At 60.0% G+C, this 24,912-nt stretch carries 17 protein-coding genes and 1 pseudogene; 11 read left to right on the plus strand and 7 right to left on the minus strand.

Annotated features, from left to right (window positions below):
* Positions 1–331 precede the first annotated feature (331 nt).
* Both LMG28727_RS23095 and LMG28727_RS23100 read left to right on the plus strand, forming a co-directional pair.
* Positions 332–1,081 (plus strand): DNA/RNA non-specific endonuclease, encoded by a 750-nt coding sequence (locus LMG28727_RS23095; RefSeq protein WP_201644635.1) that lies wholly within the window; start codon positions 332–334, stop codon positions 1,079–1,081.
* Positions 1,074–1,334, plus strand: coding sequence for a hypothetical protein (locus LMG28727_RS23100; protein ID WP_201644636.1), 261 nt, complete (start codon positions 1,074–1,076; stop codon positions 1,332–1,334). The genes LMG28727_RS23095 and LMG28727_RS23100 overlap by 8 nt, the downstream gene beginning before the upstream one ends.
* Before the next feature lie 220 nt (positions 1,335–1,554).
* Here the strand turns inward: LMG28727_RS23100 and LMG28727_RS23105 are convergent, their stop codons facing one another.
* On the minus strand, positions 1,555–1,755 hold the full coding sequence (locus LMG28727_RS23105; protein WP_236592270.1) for a hypothetical protein: 201 nt from the start codon (positions 1,753–1,755) through the stop codon (positions 1,555–1,557).
* A gap of 206 nt (positions 1,756–1,961) precedes the next feature.
* On the opposite strand from LMG28727_RS23105, the gene tnpA reads away from it, so the two are divergent.
* The 5 genes and pseudogenes from tnpA (at position 1,962) to LMG28727_RS23130 (ending at position 4,017) form a co-directional block, all read left to right on the plus strand.
* Positions 1,962–2,414 carry an IS66-like element accessory protein TnpA gene (gene tnpA, locus LMG28727_RS34575; protein WP_201644637.1) on the plus strand — a complete coding sequence of 151 codons (453 nt, stop codon included), beginning with the start codon at positions 1,962–1,964 and terminating at the stop codon, positions 2,412–2,414.
* Positions 2,366–2,713 carry an IS66 family insertion sequence element accessory protein TnpB gene (gene tnpB, locus LMG28727_RS23115; protein ID WP_201644638.1) on the plus strand — a complete coding sequence of 116 codons (348 nt, stop codon included), beginning with the start codon at positions 2,366–2,368 and terminating at the stop codon, positions 2,711–2,713. The genes tnpA and tnpB overlap by 49 nt, the downstream gene beginning before the upstream one ends.
* 29 nt (positions 2,714–2,742) lie before the next feature.
* A pseudogene (locus LMG28727_RS34930) lies at positions 2,743–2,963 on the plus strand (transposase domain-containing protein); the annotation flags it as partial.
* A gap of 233 nt (positions 2,964–3,196) precedes the next feature.
* On the plus strand, positions 3,197–3,619 hold the full coding sequence (locus tag LMG28727_RS23125; RefSeq protein WP_201644639.1) for a helix-turn-helix domain-containing protein: 423 nt from the start codon (positions 3,197–3,199) through the stop codon (positions 3,617–3,619).
* 89 nt (positions 3,620–3,708) lie between these two features.
* Positions 3,709–4,017 (plus strand): hypothetical protein, encoded by a 309-nt coding sequence (locus LMG28727_RS23130; RefSeq protein WP_201644640.1) that lies wholly within the window; start codon positions 3,709–3,711, stop codon positions 4,015–4,017.
* A 109-nt stretch (positions 4,018–4,126) separates the two neighbouring features.
* Here LMG28727_RS23130 and LMG28727_RS23135 read toward each other — a convergent pair whose 3' ends face one another.
* The 3 genes from LMG28727_RS23135 to LMG28727_RS23145 all read right to left on the minus strand — a co-directional run bounded on the left by LMG28727_RS23135 (position 4,127) and on the right by LMG28727_RS23145 (position 7,112).
* Entirely contained in the window at positions 4,127–4,471 is a 345-nt protein-coding gene (locus LMG28727_RS23135) for a hypothetical protein (protein ID WP_201644641.1), read from the minus strand.
* The gene (locus LMG28727_RS23140; protein WP_201644642.1) at positions 4,468–5,601 is read right to left on the minus strand and encodes a hypothetical protein; all 1,134 of its coding nucleotides are present in this window, start codon (positions 5,599–5,601) and stop codon (positions 4,468–4,470) included. Before LMG28727_RS23140 ends, LMG28727_RS23135 begins: the two co-directional genes overlap by 4 nt.
* A gap of 296 nt (positions 5,602–5,897) precedes the next feature.
* Complete coding sequence (locus LMG28727_RS23145) at positions 5,898–7,112, minus strand: hypothetical protein (protein ID WP_201644643.1); 1,215 nt, start codon at positions 7,110–7,112, stop codon at positions 5,898–5,900.
* 18 nt (positions 7,113–7,130) lie between these two features.
* Here LMG28727_RS23145 and LMG28727_RS23150 point away from each other — a divergent pair, with 18 nt between their 5' ends.
* Positions 7,131–7,310 carry a hypothetical protein gene (locus LMG28727_RS23150; protein ID WP_201644644.1) on the plus strand — a complete coding sequence of 60 codons (180 nt, stop codon included), beginning with the start codon at positions 7,131–7,133 and terminating at the stop codon, positions 7,308–7,310.
* A gap of 50 nt (positions 7,311–7,360) precedes the next feature.
* On the opposite strand, the gene LMG28727_RS23155 is transcribed toward LMG28727_RS23150, so the two are convergent.
* From LMG28727_RS23155 to LMG28727_RS23165, 3 genes are read right to left on the minus strand one after another with little or no spacing between them, the layout of a single operon-like run.
* Entirely contained in the window at positions 7,361–7,588 is a 228-nt protein-coding gene (locus tag LMG28727_RS23155; protein WP_201644645.1) for a hypothetical protein, read from the minus strand.
* On the minus strand, positions 7,588–7,992 hold the full coding sequence (locus LMG28727_RS23160; protein ID WP_201644646.1) for a hypothetical protein: 405 nt from the start codon (positions 7,990–7,992) through the stop codon (positions 7,588–7,590). Before LMG28727_RS23160 ends, LMG28727_RS23155 begins: the two co-directional genes overlap by 1 nt.
* A gap of 5 nt (positions 7,993–7,997) precedes the next feature.
* Entirely contained in the window at positions 7,998–22,319 is a 14,322-nt protein-coding gene (locus tag LMG28727_RS23165) for a scabin-related ADP-ribosyltransferase (RefSeq protein ID WP_201644647.1), read from the minus strand.
* A gap of 295 nt (positions 22,320–22,614) precedes the next feature.
* Here LMG28727_RS23165 and LMG28727_RS23170 point away from each other — a divergent pair, with 295 nt between their 5' ends.
* From LMG28727_RS23170 to LMG28727_RS23180, 3 genes are all read left to right on the plus strand, one after another.
* Entirely contained in the window at positions 22,615–23,763 is a 1,149-nt protein-coding gene (locus LMG28727_RS23170) for a tetratricopeptide repeat protein (RefSeq protein ID WP_201644648.1), read from the plus strand.
* 147 nt (positions 23,764–23,910) lie between these two features.
* Positions 23,911–24,153 carry a flagellar biosynthetic protein FliQ gene (locus LMG28727_RS23175; protein WP_236592272.1) on the plus strand — a complete coding sequence of 81 codons (243 nt, stop codon included), beginning with the start codon at positions 23,911–23,913 and terminating at the stop codon, positions 24,151–24,153.
* Between the two features lie 4 nt (positions 24,154–24,157).
* On the plus strand, positions 24,158–24,910 hold the full coding sequence (locus LMG28727_RS23180; protein ID WP_201644650.1) for a flagellar biosynthetic protein FliR: 753 nt from the start codon (positions 24,158–24,160) through the stop codon (positions 24,908–24,910).
* Positions 24,911–24,912 lie beyond the last annotated feature (2 nt).

Below are 24,912 nucleotides of genomic sequence, written 5' to 3' on the forward strand. Positions count from 1 at the left end.
CAGGTAATGATCGCCCGGCTGCACCCTACCTTTGTGATGCGTGCATTCGTGCATTCGTGCATTCGTGCGCTAACTCACACATCGACTCTTCTCGCGCCAGGATTTAAGTCAATCTTAAGTTTGCGTCCGTAGAGTCAGAACTCCACGCATTAGGGTCGCTGCAAAGCGGCCCATTTTTTTGTCCGCGTGATTCCGGTTCGCACATCCGGTCCGCTTCCATCGCGCGACGTCATCCGCTTCTCTCTTCTGTTTCTGGCCTTGCATTTTCCGGTCACTCGATCTGGGTCCGCAACGCTATACTCTTGCGCCCTATTCCCCGACTGATCGACACATGAAGAAGTGGCTTGCCTGTCTGCTCTTTGCCGCTGCGGCTCACGCCAGCGCGGCGCCCTCCTGCACCCAGTTCACACCGAATGCGCAATGGCCCACTCTGACCAATCAGAAGATGGCGCCGAAAACGCGCATGCTTTGCTATAGCGATTTCGCCGTTCTGCATTCGGGCATTACCCATGGTCCGTTGTGGTCCGCCGAACATCTGACGCGCGACCATATCGAAGCGGCGAAAGACATGGTGCGCACCAACAAGTTTTTCGAAGACGCGCGTTTGCCCGAAGGCGAAGGCGCAACGCTCGCGGACTACAAGCGTAGCGGTTTCGATCGCGGGCATATGAGTCCGGCGGGTAATCGCTGGAATGAGGAGGCGATGGCACAATCGTTCTCACTGGCCAATATCGTGCCGCAAAACCGCGAGAACAATCAGCGACTGTGGGCGCGTATCGAGTCGTCGGTTCGCAAGATTGCGATGTCATACGACGATACGTACGTGGTCACGGGCCCGATCTTTAACGGCCAGCAACTGCAGACCATTGGACCGACGCGCGTGTTCGTGCCGACGCAGTTATTCAAGGTCGTCTACGTGCCTTCGCGGCAACTGGCGTTCGCGGTGGTGGTGGACAATGTATCGACCAACCGTTACGACATCAGGACGATTCACGAACTCGAAGCAGCATCGGGCATCCGCTTTCCGGGCATTCCGGAAAACCTCAAAGATCAGCGACCGGGAGGACTGAAAGGTGTTTAAACCCTATTCGAACGATGACGACGTACTCAACATTCAGGGCGATGCGCTCACGTTGACCAATGGAACGACACGTGTCGTGCTGAACGGCACGCTGGAGTTGACGCAGGATCAGCGTGGATTGAAGGCGGCGCTCGCATTGAAGGAAGCGGTGGATGCGATTGTTGCGAGCTTGCAGGCTCAGAACAATTTGCCTGCGAAAGTGAAAGACGAGCCGGATGCGAAGCCGGGGGTAGTGGGGAATCCGTTTCAGTGACTCTGGATACGGTTCTGCGGCGGTAGCGTTTGTAGGACGGGGAGAGAACTTCTCGCCGTCATACTTTGTTCACCACCATATGGCCAACCGTGAAAGCGAGGGGGTCTGCTGTTATGGCCTCACCATTGCGCTCAACGCTGACGTCAAGCGACGAGCAGCGAGATGAGTCACGCAAGGCGAGTGGAGTTGATCAGAACCCTTGACGATCAGCGGGCCAACGTCACTCGGCCGCTCGGCCTTGCGCGCCAGTCATGACAGCCAGCCTGGATTCCTTCACGCCATTCCGCCCGACATCGTCGTCGACCGGCTGGAGCTTGCTGCGGGCCGCCCACATGCCCATCTTGACCTCCTGCCAGACGTAATAAATCTTGCCGGCAACTGCGTCGATATTCAGCGTTGAATCGTTTTCGGTCTTCGACACCAGCTCGTGCACAGATGAGGTTTGCCTCTTGGCGAGCAACACATATCAAGCCAGTTTGACAGGCGTCTTCATACTGCGCACTCCAGTCACGATTTACACGGATAAGGACGTCACGAAGGCTATCGTTTGCCTCGTAAGCGAGTCCAGCGTACCGTCTCGACGGTCTGATGATAATTTGCCAGCGTAGCCCCCACCCACATCGAGTAGTGGGGACTACTTTGACAACAGAAGCACCGAAGAGAACTGGCCGCAAACGCATACCGAATCATCCGCTCGAATTCCGGCGCGAGATCGCCAGGTTGGCGAGCGAGCCCGGAGTTTCGGTCGCACGCCTAGCGAGGGAACACCGGCTGAACACGAACTTGGAGTTCAAATGGCGCCGGGCACTGCACGCAGGTGAATACGATCCCGTTGATCTGCTTCCCGTAAAGGTCGGCGCAGCGCTGACCGAGGTCGCGCCACGCGCATCGATTCCGGCGCCGGTCACTGCATCGTTAGGCGCCATCGAAATCAGTGTTGGCAACTCCCGGGTGCGTATTGAAGGCGCACCTGACGAAAGTGCGCTGATGCTGGTGCTGCGCATGCTGCGCGGTATGCCGGGAGCAGCAGCATGGTCGGTCTGCCCAGCCACACGCGCGTCTGGCGGGCGGCTGGCGTGACCGACATGCGTTCAGGTTTCAACAGCCTGGCCGCGAAGGTGCAGACCGTACTGGAACGTGCTCCGCTCAGCGGCCATGTGGTTGTGTTCCGGGGACGACGCGGCGATCTGGTCAAGGTGGTGTGGTGGAGCGGTGACGGCATGTGCCTGTTGATGAAACGTCTGGAGCGCGGGCGCTTCGTCTGGCCGCGCTCCGATGGTGGCATCGTGTGCCTGAGCCCGGCACAACTATCGATGCTGCTGGAGGGGATCGACTGGCGACAACCCGTTCGCACAACCGAGCCCCGTTCTGCGTTGTAAACCTCCCGGTGTCCGCGTAAACTGCAGGAATGACCTTGACGAGCGCTTATCCTGACGACATCGAAGCACTCGAGGCGACGCTGCGCGAGCGCGATGCCCTCATCGATCATCTGGAAGACGCGGTCGAATCGCATGCAGCCGTCGTGGCCACAGCCAAGGTCGAGATCGAGCACCTGAAGATGCTGATCGCGAAGCTGCGCCGCATGGCATTCGGCCGAAGCTCCGAGAAGCTGGACCGCCCAGATCGAACAGCTTGATCTCCGCCTGGAAGATCTAGAAGCCAATGACGGCGCCACGCCCATCGAGGTTCCCAGGACCCCGCGCACCGTACCCTAGCAGGTCAGTCGCAAACTGCTGCCCGAGCATCTGCCGCGCGAGGTCCTGACGTATCTGCGGAATCGGGAGAAACCTGCACCGCGTGCGGGGCGGCAGTGAAGCAACTTGACGAAGACTCAGGGTGCAATGAATCTGAGGCTTACCATCATGGCGTCACTTCATATCGAGTTCGCTACGATGAGCTTCTCCGCTCGCCTGATCTCCCTGCGCAAGGACAAGGGCCTGACACAGCAAGGTCTGGCCGATGCAACAGGGATCCACGTCCAGCAGATCAAACGCTACGAAGCCGGTTCCTCCGAACCTTCTGCCGAAGCCCTGCGCAAGATAGCCAGAACCTTTGCCATCTCTACAGATTGGCTACTTTTCGAGGAGGGGGAACGTTTGCCTTCTGATGACCTTGCCCTGCAGTTCGAAGCTGCGCAACAGCTTTCGGACGACGAGCGCGCCGTCATCAGGGAAGTCGTGGAAAGCCTCATCATCAAGTACCAGACGAGGCGTTGGGATTCAGCAAGACCCGCAACAGCAGTCAAGAAGACCGCTACACGACGCGGCTCCGGCGCAAGCCGGTAGAAGGAGAACTAAAGCAGTAAAAGCGCGGGACGCATGGGCGGCAACCCATACGACCCGCTGACCACTACCAACTCACACAAGGAGTTGAGATGGCTGACGCCAATCTTAAACCACGGCGCGCACGCGACGAACACGCCACGCGCATTTCCGTTGAACTTGAACAGGCACCTGCCACAGACTGCCCACAGGAACAGCACCGACGCCTCGCCTTTCCCTGGAGGCAGATCGCCGATTCGCTGCTCGAACGCGCAGGCTTCCGGCCCGGCCAGCGTGTCATGTTCAGCGTCGACCACAGGTTCGGCCACATCATCATTGCCCCCGATCGCAACTACACCATCGCGGGCAGGCAAATGACTCCACAGCAGATCAGACAGCGCAACTCGTTCATCACGGATTGACCCGCTCCTCATACGACCAACCCGATCACAGCCAGACGAACGAAGGGCCGCTCGCGCGGCCCTTCGGGTTTTCTAGCAGCTAAATATCACTCTGTTCATCTGTAGCGGGCTACTTCTTAAAGCCCGCAAATGGCCCGAAGAACACTACTCCCTGCTCAACAAGAGACGGCAACTCATCCTGAAATGGAAAGTGACTCGCAAACTCCGGCCAGACCTTCTCAACATAGGCACCCCATGAGGCCACGGGAATTTCACGCACGTCTCCCTCGATATTGTCGAATACGTAGTGCATATGAGAGGCAGCAATCACCCCTTTTTTAACGGCCGCTTCATATGTCGATGCACTTGCATAACACGCGACATGTGCCCCATCGATTCCTTCTGGCATGTCACAACCCTCGCCACGCAAGAGCTTCATTCGGAATTCGTAAAGATGATTTACCATGTCGTTCATTGACCATATTGTTTACCAGATCCGGGAATGATAACTCTCCGCAATTGCTCAATCTGCTGCTGACTAAGCCCGAACTGGTCACGTGCCTTTGTCGGATCGGCAACCACTGGTTTCCCGGGGTTGATTGATCGCCTGCTCTCTTCAACTGCAGAAGTGCGCAATTGATCAACGAATGACTTCGGGACTGTAAAAGTCTTGATTGTGTTATCAGGGAATTGTTGCAATCTTTGCCCCAGGAAACTCTGAGCACGCGCCTCGTCACCGAAATTCAGATACAGGTTACGCTCATCACCACGTCCCTTGTTCGCGAATACCGGTGGAATGGAGACGCTTCCTGTAGCTTCATCGATAAACAACCGGCGATTGCCCTCGCCCTCAACACGGAAGACAGTGATGGTACTGGGTTCTCTCGCTGCACCTACACCCCGTCCGCCGAGCAGTAACCCGACTCCAAACTCCGCATAACTCGACGCCTCCGAGTTGTACGGAATTTTGGCACCCTCAAGGAACGGCACATAGTCCGGCGTACCAGGCAACGCCCCGCTGAGCAGGCTAACACCACCTTCGAATGCGTTCAGCGCCAGATTAACGGGAAGTTTTGGAACATCGGCAAGCCACGAGCGCCCCAGATTATATTGGGCATGTCCGGCAGTACTGCTGCCCTGCTGATCAAAGCCACCTCGCACATCCGTGGTTAGCCGCTTTTGTGCATCCCACGCGTACTTCAACGCGTCTGCATCATCGCCCGCCAAACCAATCGAACCGGCAGTGCCACTTGCACCTAAGCTGCCCTGCGTATAACTGAACCCTTCGCCTGTGCCTAATATCCCGGCAGCAGAGAAACCAACGTTCGGACCATAGAGCGTCGCCGCAGCACTGTACGGCGCGGTGGCTGCGCTGAATGCAAGCGCACCCTGTGCGGCCGCCCCCGTCAGCCCATCAAGCACTTCGAGCGAACCGCCTGTGATTCCGAAAAGTGCGCTGTTACTCGCCGGGCTGTCAGCCGGCATCGAGAACACGTTCGATGATGTCGGCTGATAGGTGGTCGCGCCGGCCACCAGGGCATCAACGTTGCCATTCGGCCCATGCAACGTGCTGGTCGATGTGTTTGCAACGCGGTCCACCACCATATTGCCAATGGTGCTCGCAATCGCATCCGCCGTGATCGCGCCAATATTCCGCCCAAGACTTCACCCCTACTGCGCCCGCCTCCTAAACCAAGCGATCCCAATAAATGCGATAGCCAACAGCGTACCTCTTGCCACTACTCCTTTGATGTTAACGGCTGCGAATAGGCTGCGGAAAGTCAATTGGCTAAGGCAACCTGATGCAAACGCGCAATTAATACCCAAGCCAACGAGCCATGCCACGTATATGCCAACGAGACAGATCCCCCATACCCCCAAGAATGCAACAACCCATCTAATCATTTCTTGCCGCTCCCGTACGGGAATGAAGGAATTACAGGGCCGAGCACTTCTTGGCCCAAGCCACCCGCAATTGTTCCGCCAATTACTGCTGTAGAGTTAGGTCTAAAAAGGTTCCATCCGCTGCTGGACCAGATTCCAGTAGCGGCCCAATTCGCGGTATTGATAGTCGGCTTGAGAGTACTGCTCATCCATGACTCACTAAATTTTCCAATGCCGTAACCGAGGCTAGACAATGCACCACTCGTAAATCCGGCGGCCACAATGCTGTCGTTCTTCCCGTATAGGACGTTATTGATTGCTGTATTGGCCGCTCCACCAGCAGCATTAACTGCGACGTTCCATCCAAAGCTGCCGTATAGCGAACCGGCCGCGCCGGTTCCGAAGCTTACGGCAACGTCAACCGGATTAATCGTGCCGTTTTGGAGAAACTGCGAGCCTCCATTGATGACTGCACCAATCGCTCCGGTTCCAACCGACGACGCCCACATGCGCGAACCCAGCAAGCCACCGGAACTGAAAATTGGCGCACCGCCACCCACCAAATCGCTCGCGAGCGCCGCGCGTCCACCATTGACGAGCGCAGTGATCCCCGTTTTGATCGATGCAGCAGTTCCCAACGTGAAAACGGTCACACCGGCTTCCAGAAACGACTGGGTGCCCTTGACTACAGCTTCGCCGAAATTGCCTGCGTCCCCGTTCGCGCGCGCGGCATCCATGCTGGTGGCGCCCACCATGTCGTGCGCGAACTGCTTTGTCGCGTTCCAGCCGTCTGCGCCGTACTGCTTTCCCCGATCCCATGCATATAACAAGTTCTCGGCGCTGCCGCCCGTGTCGGCCAAGGCTGCCGGGCTAGGGTCAATTTGCGAGGCCGCCAGTCCCGATGACGGTCCGAACAATGCCGTGGCACCGCCATACGACGCTCGACTGCTATCGACCAATCCACCGTATGTGCCAAGCAGCATCGTACTGCTACTGTACGGAGCCTCGGGCAACCCGCGAGTGACGCCACCCAACCCACCCGGCACGATCTGCGCGCTCAGATTCTCAATCGCCTGTTGCGTGTAAGACTGCGTCGTACCGGTAGACGCAACCCGATCCACCACCATATTGCCAATCTTAAACCACGTCGCGCACGCGCTGAACCGCCGACGAACATTTCCGCTGCACTTGTGCTCGAACCCGCCACAGCCAGCTCGCAGCAACAGGCCCAACGCCTCGCCTTTCCTTGGATGCTCATCACCGATGCGCTGCTCGAACGCATCGGCTTTCGCCCCGGCCAGCAGGTCATGCTCAGCGTCGATCACAGGGTCGGCAAGATCACCCTCTCTCTCGACCGCAACTATACGATCGCCGGCAGGCCTATGACGCAGAAGCAGATCAGAGAGCGCGGCAGCCCTCGCCTCGACTGAGCCAGTTCCATATACGACAAACCCGGCTCTCGCCGGGTTTGTCGCTTTATTCAACTCTCGGTCTTGGACATGCCAGGTTGATACTTCGGATTTTTCACGAACTCGCCGGTAAGTTGGCCATGCTCATTGACCTTCCACGCGCCAACAATACTCTCCGGAGGTACATAGTCCTCTGGCCCGAAGGTACCTTCAATCTTGTAAACCCAGCCATTCGGATGCTGCCGGGCGGCATCAATAACCTCAGCAGTAATTTCGCCCACTGCACTCTTCTCGTTCATCACCCCAAACTCCTTAACCATTGCTCATACGTCGCTCTTTGCTCTGCAACGCTAACAACATCACCAGCCTCTGCGGGAGCTAGCGCGTCAACCAGATCTGACAGTTTCGCCTGCTGCCCCGAATGCAATACATATACCTTGAATCCACCGCCCATCTGCCTCACCGCACGTGATGGATACGTATCTCTGCGGGCTGCGTTGCAAAGCAGCAGATATCCAGCATCTTCTAATCGAAGGCGCAGCTTGTTTAGAGCATCAAATAAATTTTGCCCGATAAACTGCTGCTCGCCAGCAAAGGGAATACTTGCAGTCAGAGCTACTTCCTGCCCCCTGGCTATATAGATGAGTCGACACGGCTGGCGGCTTCCATCACTCGCCGCGACATAGACAAGAATTTCAGACATGCTGCCTACCTTGTATATCCCGGGTTCTTGATGAACGGGCCGATAAACGTTCCATCCGGCCCAACTAATCGCCCCCCCATGATGTCGGTTGGTCTCACTCCTCCTGGCACCGCAACCTCCATCTCGTGCGGGAATGGACTCCGGTTTCCAAGAACGGCATTAACATCCACGCCCGCTGATTGTCCCCGAATTGTGTACACGTAGCCGTCACCTTGATAGCTGGCAAACTCGCGCGCAATGTTTGGCGATTTCGACGTGCTCACAAACACACTATCGACGTTTTCGGCTGCATACCTGTAGAGATCCTGATTTGGACCTTTAGGTTGCAATCCCGTTTCGAAGATGACATCTGGGGCACGTCCATCGCCACGGAAGATAAATCCACCTTGGCGGCTCCCAGTGCTCGCCCCGATCTCGCCGACTGGCCCCACGCTTACGTTATCGGACACATACAACAGGATACCGCTCTTAGCCGCATAGCTTTCCGCCCACCCGCCCAGCTTCGGCCCGAACATCGCCGCACCAGCCCGCATTGCCGGCCCAACTTCGCCCGCCAGCGGCGCCGCCGACAGCGCCACCTCCCACGGTCGCGTCGGCACCGACGACGAGATGATCTGCCCGAGCCCCATCTGCGCCGAAGCCAGCCCGTGCAGGCCAACCGCGTCCAGCCCTTCGGCCATGATCGCGTTACCCTTGAGCACCGTCTGTGACAGGTTTTCAAGCGCGCCTATCGGCGTATCCAGCCACGAACCAGCGGCCTTTGCCATGCTCGCGGCAGATCCAGCATTGGGTAACGGATAGCCGTCAGGATCATAGCGGGACCCGACACCTGTCACCAGAACGTTGAGTTCCCCCAGTGCTGGTGCCGCATGCACGATCGCCGGGTTGACTGCATCGAGTTGCATGTCCGCTATGCGTTGCATACGCGCCTGCTCGACGTTGAATGCAGTGCCGCCATACGGACTGATGGTCCCGCCAGCGTAACCGGCAGCGCCGCCCGCAACCGCAGTGGCTGACAACGCCAGATCCCAGTTCGCTATCCCCGCGAACTGTTCGCCGGCGTTGACGTTATAGCTCTGTCGAACGAGGTCGTCGTAGTTGCCACCGACGCCATACAGCGCACTCATGCTGCCGTTGCCGTTTGTCGAGGGGGTGCCAGTTTTCCCAACGCTTTGCGCCTGCACCTGGCTCACCACCATATTACCGATCGTGGAAGCAATCGCATCCGCCGTGATCGCCCCAACATTGCGCCCCAAACTCCCGCCCCGCACCAACGTACCTGCAGAGCCAGCCGCCACCCTCGCCGCGACGTTTCCTAGCACCGGGATTTGACCCAGCGCTGTCTGCCCTACCGCAGTCCCCACACCGCCAGCTATCGCACCGGCTGCCATGCCTTTCCAGTCGAAACTGTGCTGCAGCCCTGTCAGCGCACCAATACCTTGGCTCGCGCCTGACGTGCCCGCGCCTAATGTCGCACCAAGGCCCACCTGCCCGATCTGTCCGGACTGGCTCAGTTGTGCCGCCAGTCCCACACCACGGAGCGCCTGGCCAACACCCGATCCCACCCCGGCGGCAACTGCGCCTAAAGCGACTCCCTTCCAGTCGAATCCGCTCTGGGCGCCACTTGCGATCATAACGCCTTGCGAGGCGATCGCACCGACAGCACCACCAAGCGCCGCCGCACCCGCTGCAGCCAGCCCCATGCCCGTCGTGATTCCGGCTCCTGCCAGCCCGCCAGTCAGAACGGCCGTGCCCGCGCCAAACACACCAGCGCTGCTCGCAACCGCTCCGAGCGCCATCGCGGCGGCGCCCGCCGTCACGATGGTGGCCACCACAGCCACCACAATGGCAATGATCGGGAGCATCGCCCCACACCCCTCACCCATCCCCGGCGGAGGCGGCGGATCTGGCAACGTCGGTTGCGTATCCCCAATCGCCTTGCCCGGGTCATACGGCTTGAACGTCGTCGCCGTGTTGTGCACGTTCGTGACCTTGTTGGGCACCGTCAGCATCTGCCCGGCCTTCAGTACATCGTCGCTCTTCAGCCCATTCGCATCGGCGAGGATGTACCACAACGTCGAATCGCCCCACAACGCTGACGCGACCGACTGCAACGTATCGCCATCCCGCACCGTCCACTGCCCTGGGCTCACACCCGGATACGCGCCGTTGATCGCCATGTAGTTTTCGTCGAAGTCAGCGGTGCTCACCGGCGAAAACACCTTGAACTGGTTGTCGCTGCCCTTGCCGAGCTTGCCCGCCAGCTCCTGCACGTAATCGACGTTGTCGATCCCGTCGTTACCCTGATTGCCGACCCGGTTGCCGTTCAGGTAGTAGTAGTTATGCTTGCGGTCTCCTGTCGCGCCGTTAATCGTGCCGTTCGCATCGACCGTCACGCCAGTCAGCTCATCCCGACGCTGCACCTGTCCACGCAGGTCGGTCCAGTACATGAAAGCACGCGCGTTGCCGGGATCGCCGCCACCGTCGTCGTAGGTGCTTTTTAGATTGCCGTTGACGTCATAGTTGAAGTAAGAACTGGCGGGCTTCCAACCCGGCGCAGTGGGGTTTGATCCCTGACCAGTCACCTTCGACTGCTTCGCGCCATCCCACCATTCGTATTCATAGGTGTACGTCGTGCGCGTGTTATTCGGGTCGTCTGGCGTCAGATCAACCGCCTTAAGCGTGCCGTCGGCCATCCGGGTATAGGTGGTCGTGGCCTGCTCGAGATTGTCGCGTCCAGAGGTTTGCTGGCTGTCCGCGTCCCACGTGCGCGTTGTGTCCGTCACCTTCTGACCGCTTTTCACATCACGCTCGACGAACTCCGTGACCCGTCCCAGCAAATCGTTGGTGCGCTCCTGCGCCACCACTCCATTGATCGTCTGCGTGGTGAGGTAGCCATTCGCGTCATAGGCATAGCGCTCCGTGCGTCCGTCCGCCACATAGGTCGCGATCATCCGCTCGCCCGCCGCGTTGTAGCCCAGTTGAACGCCTTCGCCGCCCGCTGCACCCATCACGATCGATACACTCGCATCGTTCGCATCAACGGCCCGTACGCCGGACAATGACCCCATGGACACAGTGAACCGGTTCAGCGCATCGTATTCGTACCAATACTCCTGGTTCGTCGTGTGGTAACCCACCATGTCGGTGTATTCGGCGAACATTCGCCGACGATTACCCACCGCGTCGTACTCGTAAAAGACTTTGTAGGTGTCGTCGTTGATCGAGGTAACACGACCGAGCGCATCGTATTCCACTGTTGCCTGCGCGAACTTGTAGACGTCGCCGAAGCTCTGGAAAAACTCTGCTGTCCGATTGCCATCGCCGTCGTATTCGTAAAGCGACTGGGTTTTTGACGCGTTATCGACAATCGAACGCACCATGCCGTGCGAGTAGTACGTGTAGTCGACGTCCTGCCCGCTGGTCCCGCCCTGGTGCGTGAGCAGTCCAGCCCAGTTGTAGGTGTATTGGAACACGTGGCCACCGAGATCGGCATGCATCATCAGGCGACCGAAGAGGTCCGTCTGGTCGACCATGGTCATGCCGTTGGCATCGGTCGTGGTTTTGATCCATCCACCGCTCGCGACGGTCCCCAGCGAGCTGATCGTCGTCGCCCACCGATAGTCGTACCGGACTTCGCGGCCCGCCGCACTGACGGTCCGCACGATCCGGCCATCGCTGTCGTAATACGTGCGCTCGCGTCCCCCGAGTGCGTCGGTGTGCCCAATGCGGTTGCCCGCGCTGTCGTACTCGTAGCGGTCGATACTACGCTGGCCGTTCGCAAGCACCGGCCGTGCGATCTGGATTAACCGGTTTCCCTTGTCATACGTATAGTCGGTACGTCGGTTCAGTTCATCTGTCGACACGCGCAGGTTGCCCACCGAGTCGTACTGGGAGATCTTGCTGTAGCCCATCGCGTCCCAGGACTTCGCCACCGCTGGCTGCGCCAGTCCATAGCTCCACTGCTGGGTCGAGAGATTGCCGTTTGCGTCCTTCAGGCCCAGCAGATTGCCCGTGAGGTCGTAGTAAAACGAGGTCTCTGGTGCGATATCGATCTGCGCGCCATTCGTGAGCGTCACGCTGACGGTCGGTTCGCGCTTGAGCGTGAGCATCCCCATCGTGTTGTACGACAGGTAGGTCCAGTAACCCGTACCGGTCCGCTCGGCACTGACCTCGCCAAAGGCGTTGTAATGCTCGAGCCGATCGATCGTCATGTCCTTCGTGGTCTGTTCGATCACGCCGACAATATCCACGTTGGTCACCGGATTATTGCGCGTGCCGGTCAGGAAATAGCTTTCGCGCTCCATCAGTACATTCGCTGCCGCATCCTTGGCGATATACCGGTACTCGTATTCGGTATTGGTCGGCAGAGCGGTAGCATCGAACAGGAAGCGCCCCGCCGGATCGCGCCAGATCGTCACCTCGGTAAACGGACGCTCATAGTCGCCATCCTCAAGGACAGACTCGCGGTAGTAGAGCGTCAGGCTATCGACGTTCGCCACTGGCTGGCCGTCGTTGCCCATCGGGGTGAACTCGAAGATACAGGGCAATGAGCTGCCGGTGAGTGTCGCCTGCACCGTATCGTCGGCCCCACCGATCTGCACCGTGATCTCGCCCTGCCCCATCGACAGCGGCCTGCCAAATGCATCGTAGGCTGTGAATTTGATGTCGTAGGTATAGGCGAACCGCAGATCGGGAATCAGACCGCCGGCAAGCGTATCCCAGCTGAATTCGTTGTCGCCCGATCGACCCACAGTTGCGTACTTCGTTTCACCATCCTGCACCCAGGACACCACAAGGTGATCGGTATCGGCCGGCTGCGTGTGAAACACCACCGTCGACGTGAAATCGCTGACGTAAGCGAAGCCAAACGAAGGAGGCTCGCCATCTGCGAATATCACCTTGCTGCGGGTCGTGGTCATCAGCGTGCCGGCCGCGTCGTACAGATCGAATTCGACGTCGTAGCGGCCCGGTCCGAGCCCGGACAGGTCGACTCGCAACGCACCGGTGCCCGGATCCCGGAACACAGGGAACGTCTGATCCCAGGCGGTGCCACCCGAGCCGCGCACACGCGCCACGAAATGATCGACCAGATTCCCTGCGCTATCGACCGGTGAATAGACATTCAAAATCTGCGGAGCGGACCAGATGTAGGTGCCGGTCGAATCGACGCTGAGGCCAGGACGCGTGCTTGCCTCATCGTATGGCAGGGCTGTCTGCTCGACACGTGAGCCGCTCGTGCCCACGCGGTCGAGATGAACCACATAACTGTCGCGGCGCAACAGCGTATTCGGAGCGCGTCCGTCCTCGCCATCGCTTGCGGCGATGAAAATCATCTCGTAGTCGCCATCGGGCAAACTGCCGACGTCAGCGCTGTACGAATTAGGCTGGCTGCCCTGACTGTTGGCGATCTGCTGGAAGGCCCCCGATGATCCTGCCTGACGATAGTAAAGCATGCCCTGCGCGCCGGCTGGCAACGTGCCGTGAGCGACAGTGAGGCTGTTTCCCTGAACGTTCAGCGAGACGGCCGAATTCAGTACATTCGAAGGTGCCCGGTAGATGTTCTCGCCGTTGACATCGTAAAGTTTCGCCGACTTCGATATCGTGCCGATGGGCTGCGGGGCAGCAATCTGATCACGCGGAGTGAGATACAACTGAACCGTGTACTCGAAGTTCACCGGCCCCGTTGCGTACGCATAGTACGAGTTGTAGGTCGCAAATCCGAGGCGTAACGGCACGTTCAGTGTTGCGTCCCCTTCAGCAATCGTCATCAATGCGGGCAACGTGACCGTTCCCGTATCGAACGGCACACTGGTGCTCTGATTATTCGGGCCACCCGACCATCGATTTCCCCACGCCCGATAAGTGACGACTGCTGACAGGTCATACGCGCCGTAAGCGGCCTGAATTCCCGGAACGGACAACGACAGACTGTCGATTTCTACCGACGACGAGGACGACCAGTTGACGGTCACGCCGGCTTCGACTTTTCCACCAACTATTCCTGCATCGCCTCCCGCCAACTGCTGCACCGGCCCCGACACCAGCCGCTCATTCGGCTGCAGCCACCCGCCAATACTCAGTTGCGTATTGGCGAACACCCCCCCGTCGATCGGAATATCAACCGGACTGAAGCTGATGCGCGGCGCGCTGCCGGAGGTTTTGGGCTGACGTATCTGAATGACCTGGTTACGCGCGTCGTAGCGCGTATAGGTCTGCATCATGTCGATTTTCTGCAGCAGCGCTTCGAGGTCCTGGCCCGTTGCGATCACCTGATATCGCAAGTCCGTTTCCATCGACTCGATCTTCAACGTCGCGTTGCCGTTGCGGTCGTACAGGAACAGGTGCGAGACGCCATCATTGAAGTTCGTGCGCACCACCCAGCCGGCATTGTTGTAATCGGCGTACTCCTGCCATTCGCTGTTCGCGACGCTCCCGCCCGTGCGTCTACCCGTCAATTCGCCAAACGCGTTATATCGCTGCTCGATCAGCGCGCCGGCCGACACCTGCGCGCCCGTCGCCGCGTCGCTCGTTCGGGTGATGCGAGAAACTTCCCGATTCTGTGCGTCGTAAGCGATGGTGGTGGAGTCGAGCCATCGGTGTCCGTCCGCGTCGCTGCGCAGATAGAAGACCTGTGTGACATTGCCCGTCGCGTCGTAGCGAAAATTCGTCGCCACGCCCAGCGCGTTGATCTTCGAATGTAGACGCCCACCCGCATCGTAGAGATATGACGTCACCTGGTCCGACTCGCCCTTGCGCGTCTCCTTGATAACGTTGTTCAGACCGTCGTGTTCGAACAGCGTGGTGACGCGCACCTGCCGGCCAAGGTAGTCGGCGAACTGCGGCAGCATCTCGGCCGTCAGATGGCCAAGCGCATCGTAGGTGAAGTCGTACTGGCTGCCATTGGCGTCGATCTTGCGCACTAGGTGGCCTTCGCCGTCGTACGCGTAGGTTGTGGTCGCGTTCCCGCTCGACTGCACGAGCTTGCCGTTCGCATCGACCGTGGCGAACTGCACATTCATCCGCGATTCGCCAAGCAGTCGGCCGTTCTCGTCATAGGTATAGGTCGTGATACGGTCATCTTGACTGCGCGGCCACGCATCGACCATCAGCGACGCTGACGAGCGGACGCTGAACGGATCCGGATAACGCAACGCGAAGCGAATCTCCTGCGTGACGTTGCCCCGCGCATCGACGGTATAGGCGATGCCGTATCCCTGCACGTCATCGCCAAATCCGATCGCGTCGATTTCAAGCGTTCTGTTCCCGCCGGCGTCGTAGAAATACATCGTGCGATTGCCCGACTGATCCGTGGCGACCGTCACCCGGCCGCAGCCGTCGTACTCCCAGGTACTCACCAGATCGCTGCCGGACGTGATCGAATATTCGCCCCGCTGGTCTGCGCCAGCGTCCGGATTGAAGTAGCCAGTCGCCACGTTCAACACGCGCGACGCCGTCAGGCGATTGTCCGCATCGTAGACATAGCGCGTCTCGCGCACACGATCCGCGTCGACCGGAACCGGAGCCTGCAGACCGGCTGCCGCCCCTACCGGGTCCGCATAAACCCGCGTGACGGTCACATTGCCCGCCGCGTCGTACGTCCACTGGGTGAGCGTGCCCGTCGGATCAACTTGCGCGGTCTTCCGGTTCGCCGCGTCGTAGTACCACGCGGTGGTATGTCCGTTTGCGTCCGTCAGCGATGTGAGATTGCCTCGCGCGTCATAACGCTGGGTCTCGGTCGTGCTCGCGGGAAAACCTGCCTGGTAGACGGACACGCCGGTCATCGTGATCTGCCGGTCAAGCAGGTCATACGCAAATCGGGTAATGCGCTGTTCGGTGAGACCCCGTGCTTCAATCGTCGTGATGCGGTTGCCGCGCGCGTCATATTCGAAGGCGTTGACGACGGGCCCGCCGCGCGTGGTAACCGGCAGCGTCTCAGACAGCATCAGGCCACGCCGGTCATACGTGTAGGCGAACCGACCTCCAACCTTGTTCGTATAGCCGGTACGATTTCCGAACCCGTCGTACGCGTACAGTTCGCTATAGCCCATCGCGTCGGTCGCCTTGACCAGCCGGCCAAGCCGGTCGTACTCCATCCGCGTGACGGCGCTCGCATCCTGCGTCACCCGGATGGTGTCGCCAAACGCGTCGTAATCGGTGACGACGTAGCTGCCCGTCGGCGAAATCACCTGTGTGGCGCGGTTCAGTGCATCGTAGGCGAACCGGGTAACGTTGCCATTCTGGTCGCTGGCGGCCACGCGGTTGCCGAACGCATCGTACGTGCTGGTTAGCGCGTAACCGAGTGCATCCGTGGTCCGCAACAGGTCGCCGCGTTCGTTATACGCGTACGACGTGCGATACAGCGCCAGCAGGCTAGCCTTCTGATCCGGGCTGAGCGCCGCAGCCTCGAGCGCTTCGCCATTCGCATCGACATAACCGCGCGACTTGCGCTCCGCAAGCGCCCAACTGGTGTCCTGCTCCGCAAGCTCCACGCCGCGAGGGTCTATCTCCGCGATCACGCGCCCCGTGCCGTCGTACGTATAGCGGCTTGTCGCCGCGACCGGCGAACCATACGCGCGGGTCTGCTCGACCATCCGCCCGGCTGCGTCGAACACCGCATGCGTGACACTTTGTTCGGGCTGACCATCGGCTACGATGGTATTCACCGCGCGTCCCATTGAGTCCAGCTCGTAGCGCGTAGCGACGCCCGTGGCGTCAGCCGAGCCGGTCAACCGTCCGGCGCCATCGTAGTCATAGCGAGTCGCGGCTGCGGTAGCGGGAATCGTCTGCGGCAATAGCGCCGCGGCCTGCGCCTGGCTGGCCCCGCGTGCCGCTTCGTAGGGGTCTGCATAACGGATGGCGACCAGCAGTTGACCCGCTCCGTCGTAGCGGTTCTCCGTGATATAGCCTTCGGCGTCGATCACATACGCCGGCCGGGCGCCTGCGTCGTAAATCCACGTGGTAGTGCGGTCGCTCGCCGGCTGCGCCACCGCCGGCGACGTGAGCCAAAGCTGGAGCGCCGACGCGTCGGGATTGTCCATACCCGGATAGGCGGTCTGGTACTGAGTACGTTCGACAAGATTGCCGCCTGCGTCGAAGCGGTTATACGTGACGTAACCGATCGCATCGATCGTGGCTGTCAGCCGGTTGGCCGCGTCATAGACCCTACGCGTCGCGCGGTCCTCAGACTGTGTCGCCTGCCCGGCCAGCGCCTGCGTCACTGCGTCGATAGCGATCTTGCCCTGGAGCATGACCGGGCTCGCGTAAGCGACCGTACGGATTACATTGCCATTGGCGTCGTAGACGTTCTCGGTAATGTAATTCAGCGCGTTGACAACATAACGGATGCGGCCATCCGCGTCATACACGTATTGCGTGGTCTGGTCATGCGACGGCTGAAGCATCAGCCGCTCCGCGATGTATGCATCGGACACGATGGGGGGCAACTCGCCCGAGGCAAGCGCAAGCGCAAACGCCGTTCGCGATACCACGCGGCCTCCTGCGTCGTAGGCGTTGTTGACGAGCGCCCCGGTTGGCCCAACCACCCACGTCTGCCTGCCCTCTGCGTCATAAACGTAACGCGTGACGCCGCCCGCTGCATCGGTCACCGCTACGACATTGCCGTTGCTGTCATAGACGTAATTCGTCGTAAGCCCGAGTCCTGCCGGGTCGACGATCGTGCCAGTCAGACGTCCTGCGCTGTCGTACACGTTTAGCGTGACGCGCGGGTTGCTGCTGCCCGCACCTTCCGTCACGGTGACGACATTGCCGAGACCGTCGTACGTGAAGGTAGTCAGCAGGTTCAGGCCGCCCGCATCGGTAGTCACTGCAATCGCATGGCCTCCCGCGTCGTAGCGAGTTTCGGTGATCACCCCCGAGGGGTCCGTCACGCGGGTCGCCTGCCCCTTAGCATCGTATTCGTAGCGGGTGGTCAGATTCAGACCCGACGGATCGAGCGAGCGCGTGAGCACGCGCCCCGCCGCGTCGTAGGAATAGGTGGTGTGCACACCGCGCGCGTCGACCGTATCGATCAGGTGGCCCGCGTGGTCATAGCCCAGCGCGGTCGTCGCGCCCGTTGCGTCGACCGTGCCCAGCAGATTGCCGTGGCGGTCGTACGAGTAGTGCGTCGTGTTGTCACGTCCGTCCGTTAGCGTCACGACCTGACCAGACTCGTTGTAGGACGACGTGGTCTTGATGCCCTCGGCGGTCGTCACGGTGACCGTCCGGTTGAATGCCGCGTATGACCATGTCGTCGTGTTGCCGTTCGCGTCGGTGCGGGTCAGGACGTTGCCGAACGCATCGTACGACATGCGCGACTGGGTGCCGGCGCCGTCGGTGACGACAATCACGTTGCCGTTGCGATCGTACGTCTGCCTGCGCAGTACACCATTGGCATCGACCGATTCGACGACGCGTCCAAAGGCGTCGTAAACGGCCTGGGTGATCAGGTTCAGGCCACCTGCGTCGGTCGTCTGGCGGATCGCGTGACCGAGCCGGTCATAGTCGGTCGCGTCCAGCACCTGAACGGTCGGAGCAATGTCCTGGACGCTCGAAATCTGCTCGCCGAAAGTGTTGTAGGTGTATCGCGTGTTCAAACCCAGCGCATCCGTGCGCTGCACGAGGCGACCTGCTGCGCTATAGCTGAACGTAGTACGCGTGACATCACCGTCGTTGCCAAGCGCCGCAAACGCGCTGCGCAGCGAATCGGACAGCAACCCGCCCGTCAGACTGGCCAGTGTGCCAGCGGCCACACGCGTCGCGTAGGCCAACGTCTGCGTGACGTCGCCAAAAGCGTCGTACTGGTACTCGACGACTTCGCCCATCGGGTTGACGATATGCGTAAGCTGTCCCGACGCATCGTAGTAATAGAACGTTGCATTGCCGTTCGCGTCGGTCATCGACGTGCGGTGGCCCGCTGCGTCGTATGCATAGCTCACACCGAACGTTTTCCAGAGGCTATCGACCTGGCCTTGGGTCGCGCTCGCGCCTAGCGCAACGAGGGCGGCGCTGCCTTCGCCGCCTAGCTGCGCAATGAGGCGTCCCTGGGCGTCGTAGCGGTATGTCGAGGCTCTATCGCCGGTCGATTCGCGCGTTACATTGCCTTGCTGGTCGTAGGTGTAGTCCGTTTCCGTCACACCGTCGATGGTCCAGATTGTGCGCCCGATCAGGCGGCCCATTGGGTCGTAGGCGTAAGTCGTGCGCTGCAGTTCGCCGGGCACCATGGCAGCCGCAAGCGCTGTCGCCATGTCAAACGTGTAGCGCACGCCGAACTGCGTCGTCCCGACCTTGCCAGGCGTAACTGGAATACGCATTCTGACCTCGTCACCGAGCGTGACGTCCGTTATCGAAACCGGTCGCGAGGTTGGAAACCGAAACTCGATGGTGTGGTTGGCGAGCGGGATGATGCTCGATACGCTCACCGTATAGTCCATACCCGTTGACGCGGCAACCGTGACCTTGCCGGCCAGCACGCCGTCCACCCAGATTTCGACAGTCGCCGCCGCTGTCGCTGCCGCGCGGAAACTGAGAGGTAGCTGCTGTGGCGCATCCAGCAGTGACCGGTCGACGCGTCGTCCCTGGATGCGCTCCACCACGTTACCCAACGCGTCGTACTGGTAACTCGTGACGTAGCCTTCGGCATCGACCTCCGCACGCAACAGGCCTCGCGAGTCGTAGACGTAGCTGACATGCATGTCCGCCGCGTTGCCAATGGGAATTAGTTGCCCAAACGTGCCCTGCTTGCGCAACAAGACGTCTGTCGGCGTGGCATAACGGATCGTCTCGACACGCTCCCCAGCGCCGTTATACCGGTATTCGGTCAAATAGCCTTCAGGGTCGAGCTCGCCGCGCAGCAACTCTTCCTGATCGTAGAAATAGCGCGTGACGCGATCATTCGCCGGATCCGCAACGGGCAGCTGTTGCGCAGGCGACGTACTGGTGTCGACCCGATTTGCAAACACGGTTTTCACAACGGGGCGCCCGCTACCGTCGTACTCGATCTGCGTGACGTTTCCGTCTGCGTCCACCGTGTGGTCGATAAAATTGTTCAGGTAGAAGGCCCATACCGAGCGGTCGTTGACCGACGCAGCCGGTCGCAGCTTCGACGATTCGAGCGTGAGCACCACCCCGGATGTCAGCGTGATCGCGGGTGTGCCATCTGCCTTCGTCAACGATGCGAGTTGTGCAATCGTGAGCCGGGTCGCATACGTCACCGTGCGCTGCGGCTTGACGGCTAACGAGTCATAGACGTACTCGGTCAATGTTCCATCGGGCCCAATCTGCGCGACGCACTGACCGCGCCCGTTGTACAGGTAGTGAGTATTCAGTCCGTTTGCATCGGTCGACATGCGCAAACGGCCGTTCGGGTCGTAGTAGTTCCGGATCTGCGACTGCACCCGGCCCTGCACCGACTCCACCACGGCGGTCAATTCCCCGGCAGCGTTATACGTGGACGTGCGCGTCAACCCGTTACTGAAAAGGACGGAAACCGTGTGATGCGCATCGTCATACTGGTAGAGCGTAATGGCGCCGTCGAACTGAACGGTGGACAGCAGGCGCCCGAGCCCGTCATAGGTGAACGCCTCGACCTGCTCGTTGCCCGGCTTGCCGGCAAAACGCTGCAGCAGACGGCCTGCGGCATCGTAGACGTACCGTGTCTGCGCGATGGCGGCCGCCGCGTCGCCGCTGCCGTCTGCCAGCAGGCTTTCATAGCGAGTGACCGTCGCGACATTGCCGCGGTAATCATAGGTCGAGTCGATACGGATTGCCTGGCCAGGATTCGCAGGGCCGGATGCCCATGCATTCATCACCGTCTCCGACAGCGCGCCGCCGGTCTGACTCATCGCGCTGATGTCGAAAGCCGCCGCCGTGTAGTGAATTTCGCTGACCCGTTGGCCCGTTGCGTTGTAGCGGAACTCCGTGACGCGGCCCTCCGCACTCACCACGTATCGAAGATGTCCTGCGACGTCATAGACGTAGCGCGTCGTCGAATACTGAGACTGAAAACCATATTCCGTCGACGGCATCTGCTCTCTGTTCGTTTCAGTGAGCAGTTCATTGTTCGCCCCATATGCCCGTGTGATGTCGGCTGCTTTTTCCGATTGCTTGATCAGGTTGCCGGCAGCGTCATAGACGAAGGAGATCGTCTTTCCCCTCCCATCGTTCAGCAACGACAGGTTGCCGTTTGCATCGTAGCCAAAGCTCCGGTTTTCCGACTGACCGTCCACCGTCGAGGTCGACTTGATGTTGGTCAACCGTCCGGCACTGTCGTATGTCCAAACCTGCCTGTACCCAAGCGGATCGGTAACCGTCGTCTGGTTCTTCGCGGTGTCGTAGCTCAGCGAAGTAAGGCGGACGACCCCGTTGTCGGCCTTTTCGGCAATCGTCGCCACCCGGTATTCGCCGTTCACCTGCAGATAGGTGAACGCCATCTGTGATCCATCCGACTGTGTGACCGAGGCGATCCGACTGCTCGTTCCGTCGTAGGTGTAGGTCGTCGTAAAAACACGACCGTCGCCGATGCTGTTGTCTTCAGGGCTCAGGTCGGTGATCACCTGCGAAAGACGTCCTTGCGTGTCGTACGCGTAGCGGATCGCCGTCGACGTGACGAGGTTGTTACCCATCCCCCGATAGACCGACCGAAGTTCAGTCAGTTGACCTGCCGCGTTGTAGTCGAGGTAGGTGACGTCGCCTCCAGCGGTGCTCACCTGCGCGAGCTGCCCCGCGGCGTTGTAGGCGTAGGTAACCGTATTACCGTCCCTGTCGCGGCTCGCCACGAGTCTGCCACCGTGGTTTGCGTCGTAGGTTTCGTTTAACTGCTTGCTGCCGTCGCTCCACTGCCAGCTATGAGTTGCCGCGTCGAAGGAAAGCGTTGCATGAGCGCCCGCGCTGGTCACGTCTGAATAGCCAGGCTTGAAATCGCCTTGCGCAACGCTGACCCCAATCGGTCCAGTCGACACGTACACATTTCGTGACGCGTCGTACTGGTACACCGTTGTCGAACCGTCCCAGTCGGTGAGTGTCACCTTGCTGCCAGCCGAGTTCAACGTGCCAGTGAGGTCATCCACCTTGCGCGATCCGCCTGGGCGCCAGTTGTCTCCGGCGAACTGCCCGAGGCTGTTGTAGGCACGGTTGACCGAAGCGTTCCCGCCTTGGCCAAGCAACAACTGATCACGATCCTGAATAACCAGATTCCCATTCGCCGCATTCACATAAATCTGCTCCCCCGTCTGCCCGAACGTCGCACTGCCAACCTGCCCTCGCGCGCCCAATCCCAATGCCGAAGACGACTGCAAGCCCAACCCATTGCCCGTGACGATCGCTACCATCTGAATGCCTCGCGTACCTGTTCGTTATTTGCAGCGGGCCGGCTTGCCGACTCGCGTCCTGAACAGGTTGTCCGGGGATTTCAAAAACTGTTTAGCTAAATCATCGAAAAGACACAATTCATGACAGAAGCGCTGAACCGATGTGCAACGGCATCCTAAATATGCTGCCTCGAACCAACGCAAGATCGCCCTCACGTGGCGCGAGCGATACCCCGCTGCTATGCTAGAAAGCTCAGATCGGCTTTGCAATGCGCCTTTCAGCCCTCCCGACCCACGCAGGAAAAAGCTTCACGCCATGAATACCAACCTCGACCATCGCGCCGCGCAAGCGTCGGAGAAACTCGCCCGGCTGCTGAGCTATCTCGACTCCGATCCAAACAATGTCGCGCTGCTTGGCGATGCCGCGGAGTGCGCATTCGACGCGCAGCAACTAGCGTTATGCGATCAACTGCTGGACCGCCAGCAAAAGCTCGCTGGCGTGCCACCCAAGTCGGCGAATCTGCGTGGACTGTGTGCCATGGCGAGCGGCCGTTTTGACGAGGCGCTCAACGCTTTTGCAGCATTGATAAACGACGAAGCTGATCCCGCGGTCCGCTACAACTATGCCTATGCGAACGCGATGCTCGGCCGCTTCGCCGAAGCCGTTGCATTGCTGGACAACGAAGTGATAGCGGCGCTGCCCCAAGGCATCACGCTGAAAATGCGGACACTCCATCATCTAGGGCGCCTTGAGGAGGTCATCGCACTCGGCAGGCTGTATGCCGACCATCCACATGAAGGCGCTGAAATATCGGGTCTGCTCGGCACCGCGTTGTTCGATTCGAACGATATCGAAGGCGCCAGACACTATGTCGAGAGAGCGGCAACTACCGCCGATGGCCTGACGATGCGCGGCCTGCTCGCACTGAATGATGGCGACGCCGACGATGCTCTCGCACTATTTGCACGCGTACTCGAAACGCATCCGACCCACAGCCGCGCACATCTCGGCAAGGGCCTCGCGCTGCTCGATCAGCAACAATTCAACGAAGCCGCACGCCAGATCGACGCGGCTGCGCAGTCGTTCAAAACCCATGCTGGCTCGTGGGTCGCGGCCGGTTGGGCGTATCTGTTAAGCGGTGATCTTGCGCAGGCACGGGCACGTTTCGAGAGCGCAGGGTTCGTCGACCGCAACTTTGCCGAAGTACCGGGAGCGCTGGCAATCGTGGCGTTCAAAGAAGGCAACCTCGACGAGGCACGCAGCCTCGCCAAGGCCGCGTTGCGGCTGGATTCTGCATGTCTGTCAGCGGCGCTCGCGCGAAGCTTGCTAGCCGCCCATGATGGCGATCAGCACAGTGCCAGCAAAATCGTCGAGACCGTTCTCAACCGTCCCGTCGACTCGCAAGGAAATACCATTGCACAGGCACTGGCACGCAAGGCGGCACGAATCGAAGGCTCGCGATAGAAAGCGCCTCAACCATAAATCTGACGCAAGCGCGGAGAACATCTGACAAGCAGACGGGACCCATCTGATTCCTAACAGATGCCTGTTCCTTCATCATGGCGCCCTTATCTAAAGGACCCGTGCATGTCGGCAGATCAGGCTCTTCATATGATGACCCAGCTGTTCTGGAACAGCTTTCTCATTGCGGGGCCGATCCTGATTGCCACGCTCGTAGTCGGTCTTCTGGTGAGCGTATTCCAGGTCGTCACGCAATTGCAGGAAATGAGCCTGAGCTACGTGCCCAAGCTCGCCGTCGCTGCCATCGTGACGATTGTTCTCGCGCCGTGGATGCTTGGCCGCCTGACCGGATTCGCCACGTCCCTCTTCAACGGCATTCCGAGTCTGGGCTAACGCAATGGCAATCGAAGCCGGCGTTAGCTGGACCATAGGAATTCTGCTTCTCTCATTGCGCATCGGCCCGGTATTCGTCCTCGCGCCACCGTTCTCGCAAACTCAGGTGCCGATGCGCGTGCGCGTGTGCCTGGTGCTCGCGCTCGCCGCATGCCTGGCGCGTGGCGTCCCTTCCGCCGCGTACGCGAACGGCGCGGCTCTGGTGATTGCAGCCGCTACCGAACTGATGCTCGGTCTCGCAATCGCATTCGCATTTCAAACCGCGTTTGCCGCGCTCTCGTTTGCCGGCCGCGTGCTCGACGTGCAGGCTGGTTACGGACTGGCGATGGTGATCGATCCCGGCTCGCGCGCCCAGGCGCCGCTGTTCGGCACGATCCTGACGCTCGTCGCCGGCCTGCTTTTCTTCGCCACCAATGGACATCTGGAATTGCTGCGGCTTTTCACCACCCTGCAGCGTGTCATCCCTGTCGGTTACGCGGGATTGACGGGCAGCCCGCAAGCACTGATCGGCTACTTCGGCATGACGATGGGCATGGGTCTCTCGGCCGTTTCGGCCGTCATGGTCACCCTTTTCCTGATCGATCTTTCGATTGCCTTCCTGTCCCGCGCACTGCCGCAGATGAACGCATTGATGCTGGGCCTGCAGGTCAAGACGATCGCAACACTCGTGATGATGACCCTGTCGGCCGGTCTGCTCGTACCCACCGCGCTGCGTTTGATGACCCATGCACTGACGCTCGTGCCATCTCTGGAATAGCC

The sequence above is a fragment of the Paraburkholderia metrosideri genome, from assembly GCF_904848625.1.
GTDB classification, from domain to species: Bacteria; Pseudomonadota; Gammaproteobacteria; order Burkholderiales; family Burkholderiaceae; genus Paraburkholderia; species Paraburkholderia metrosideri.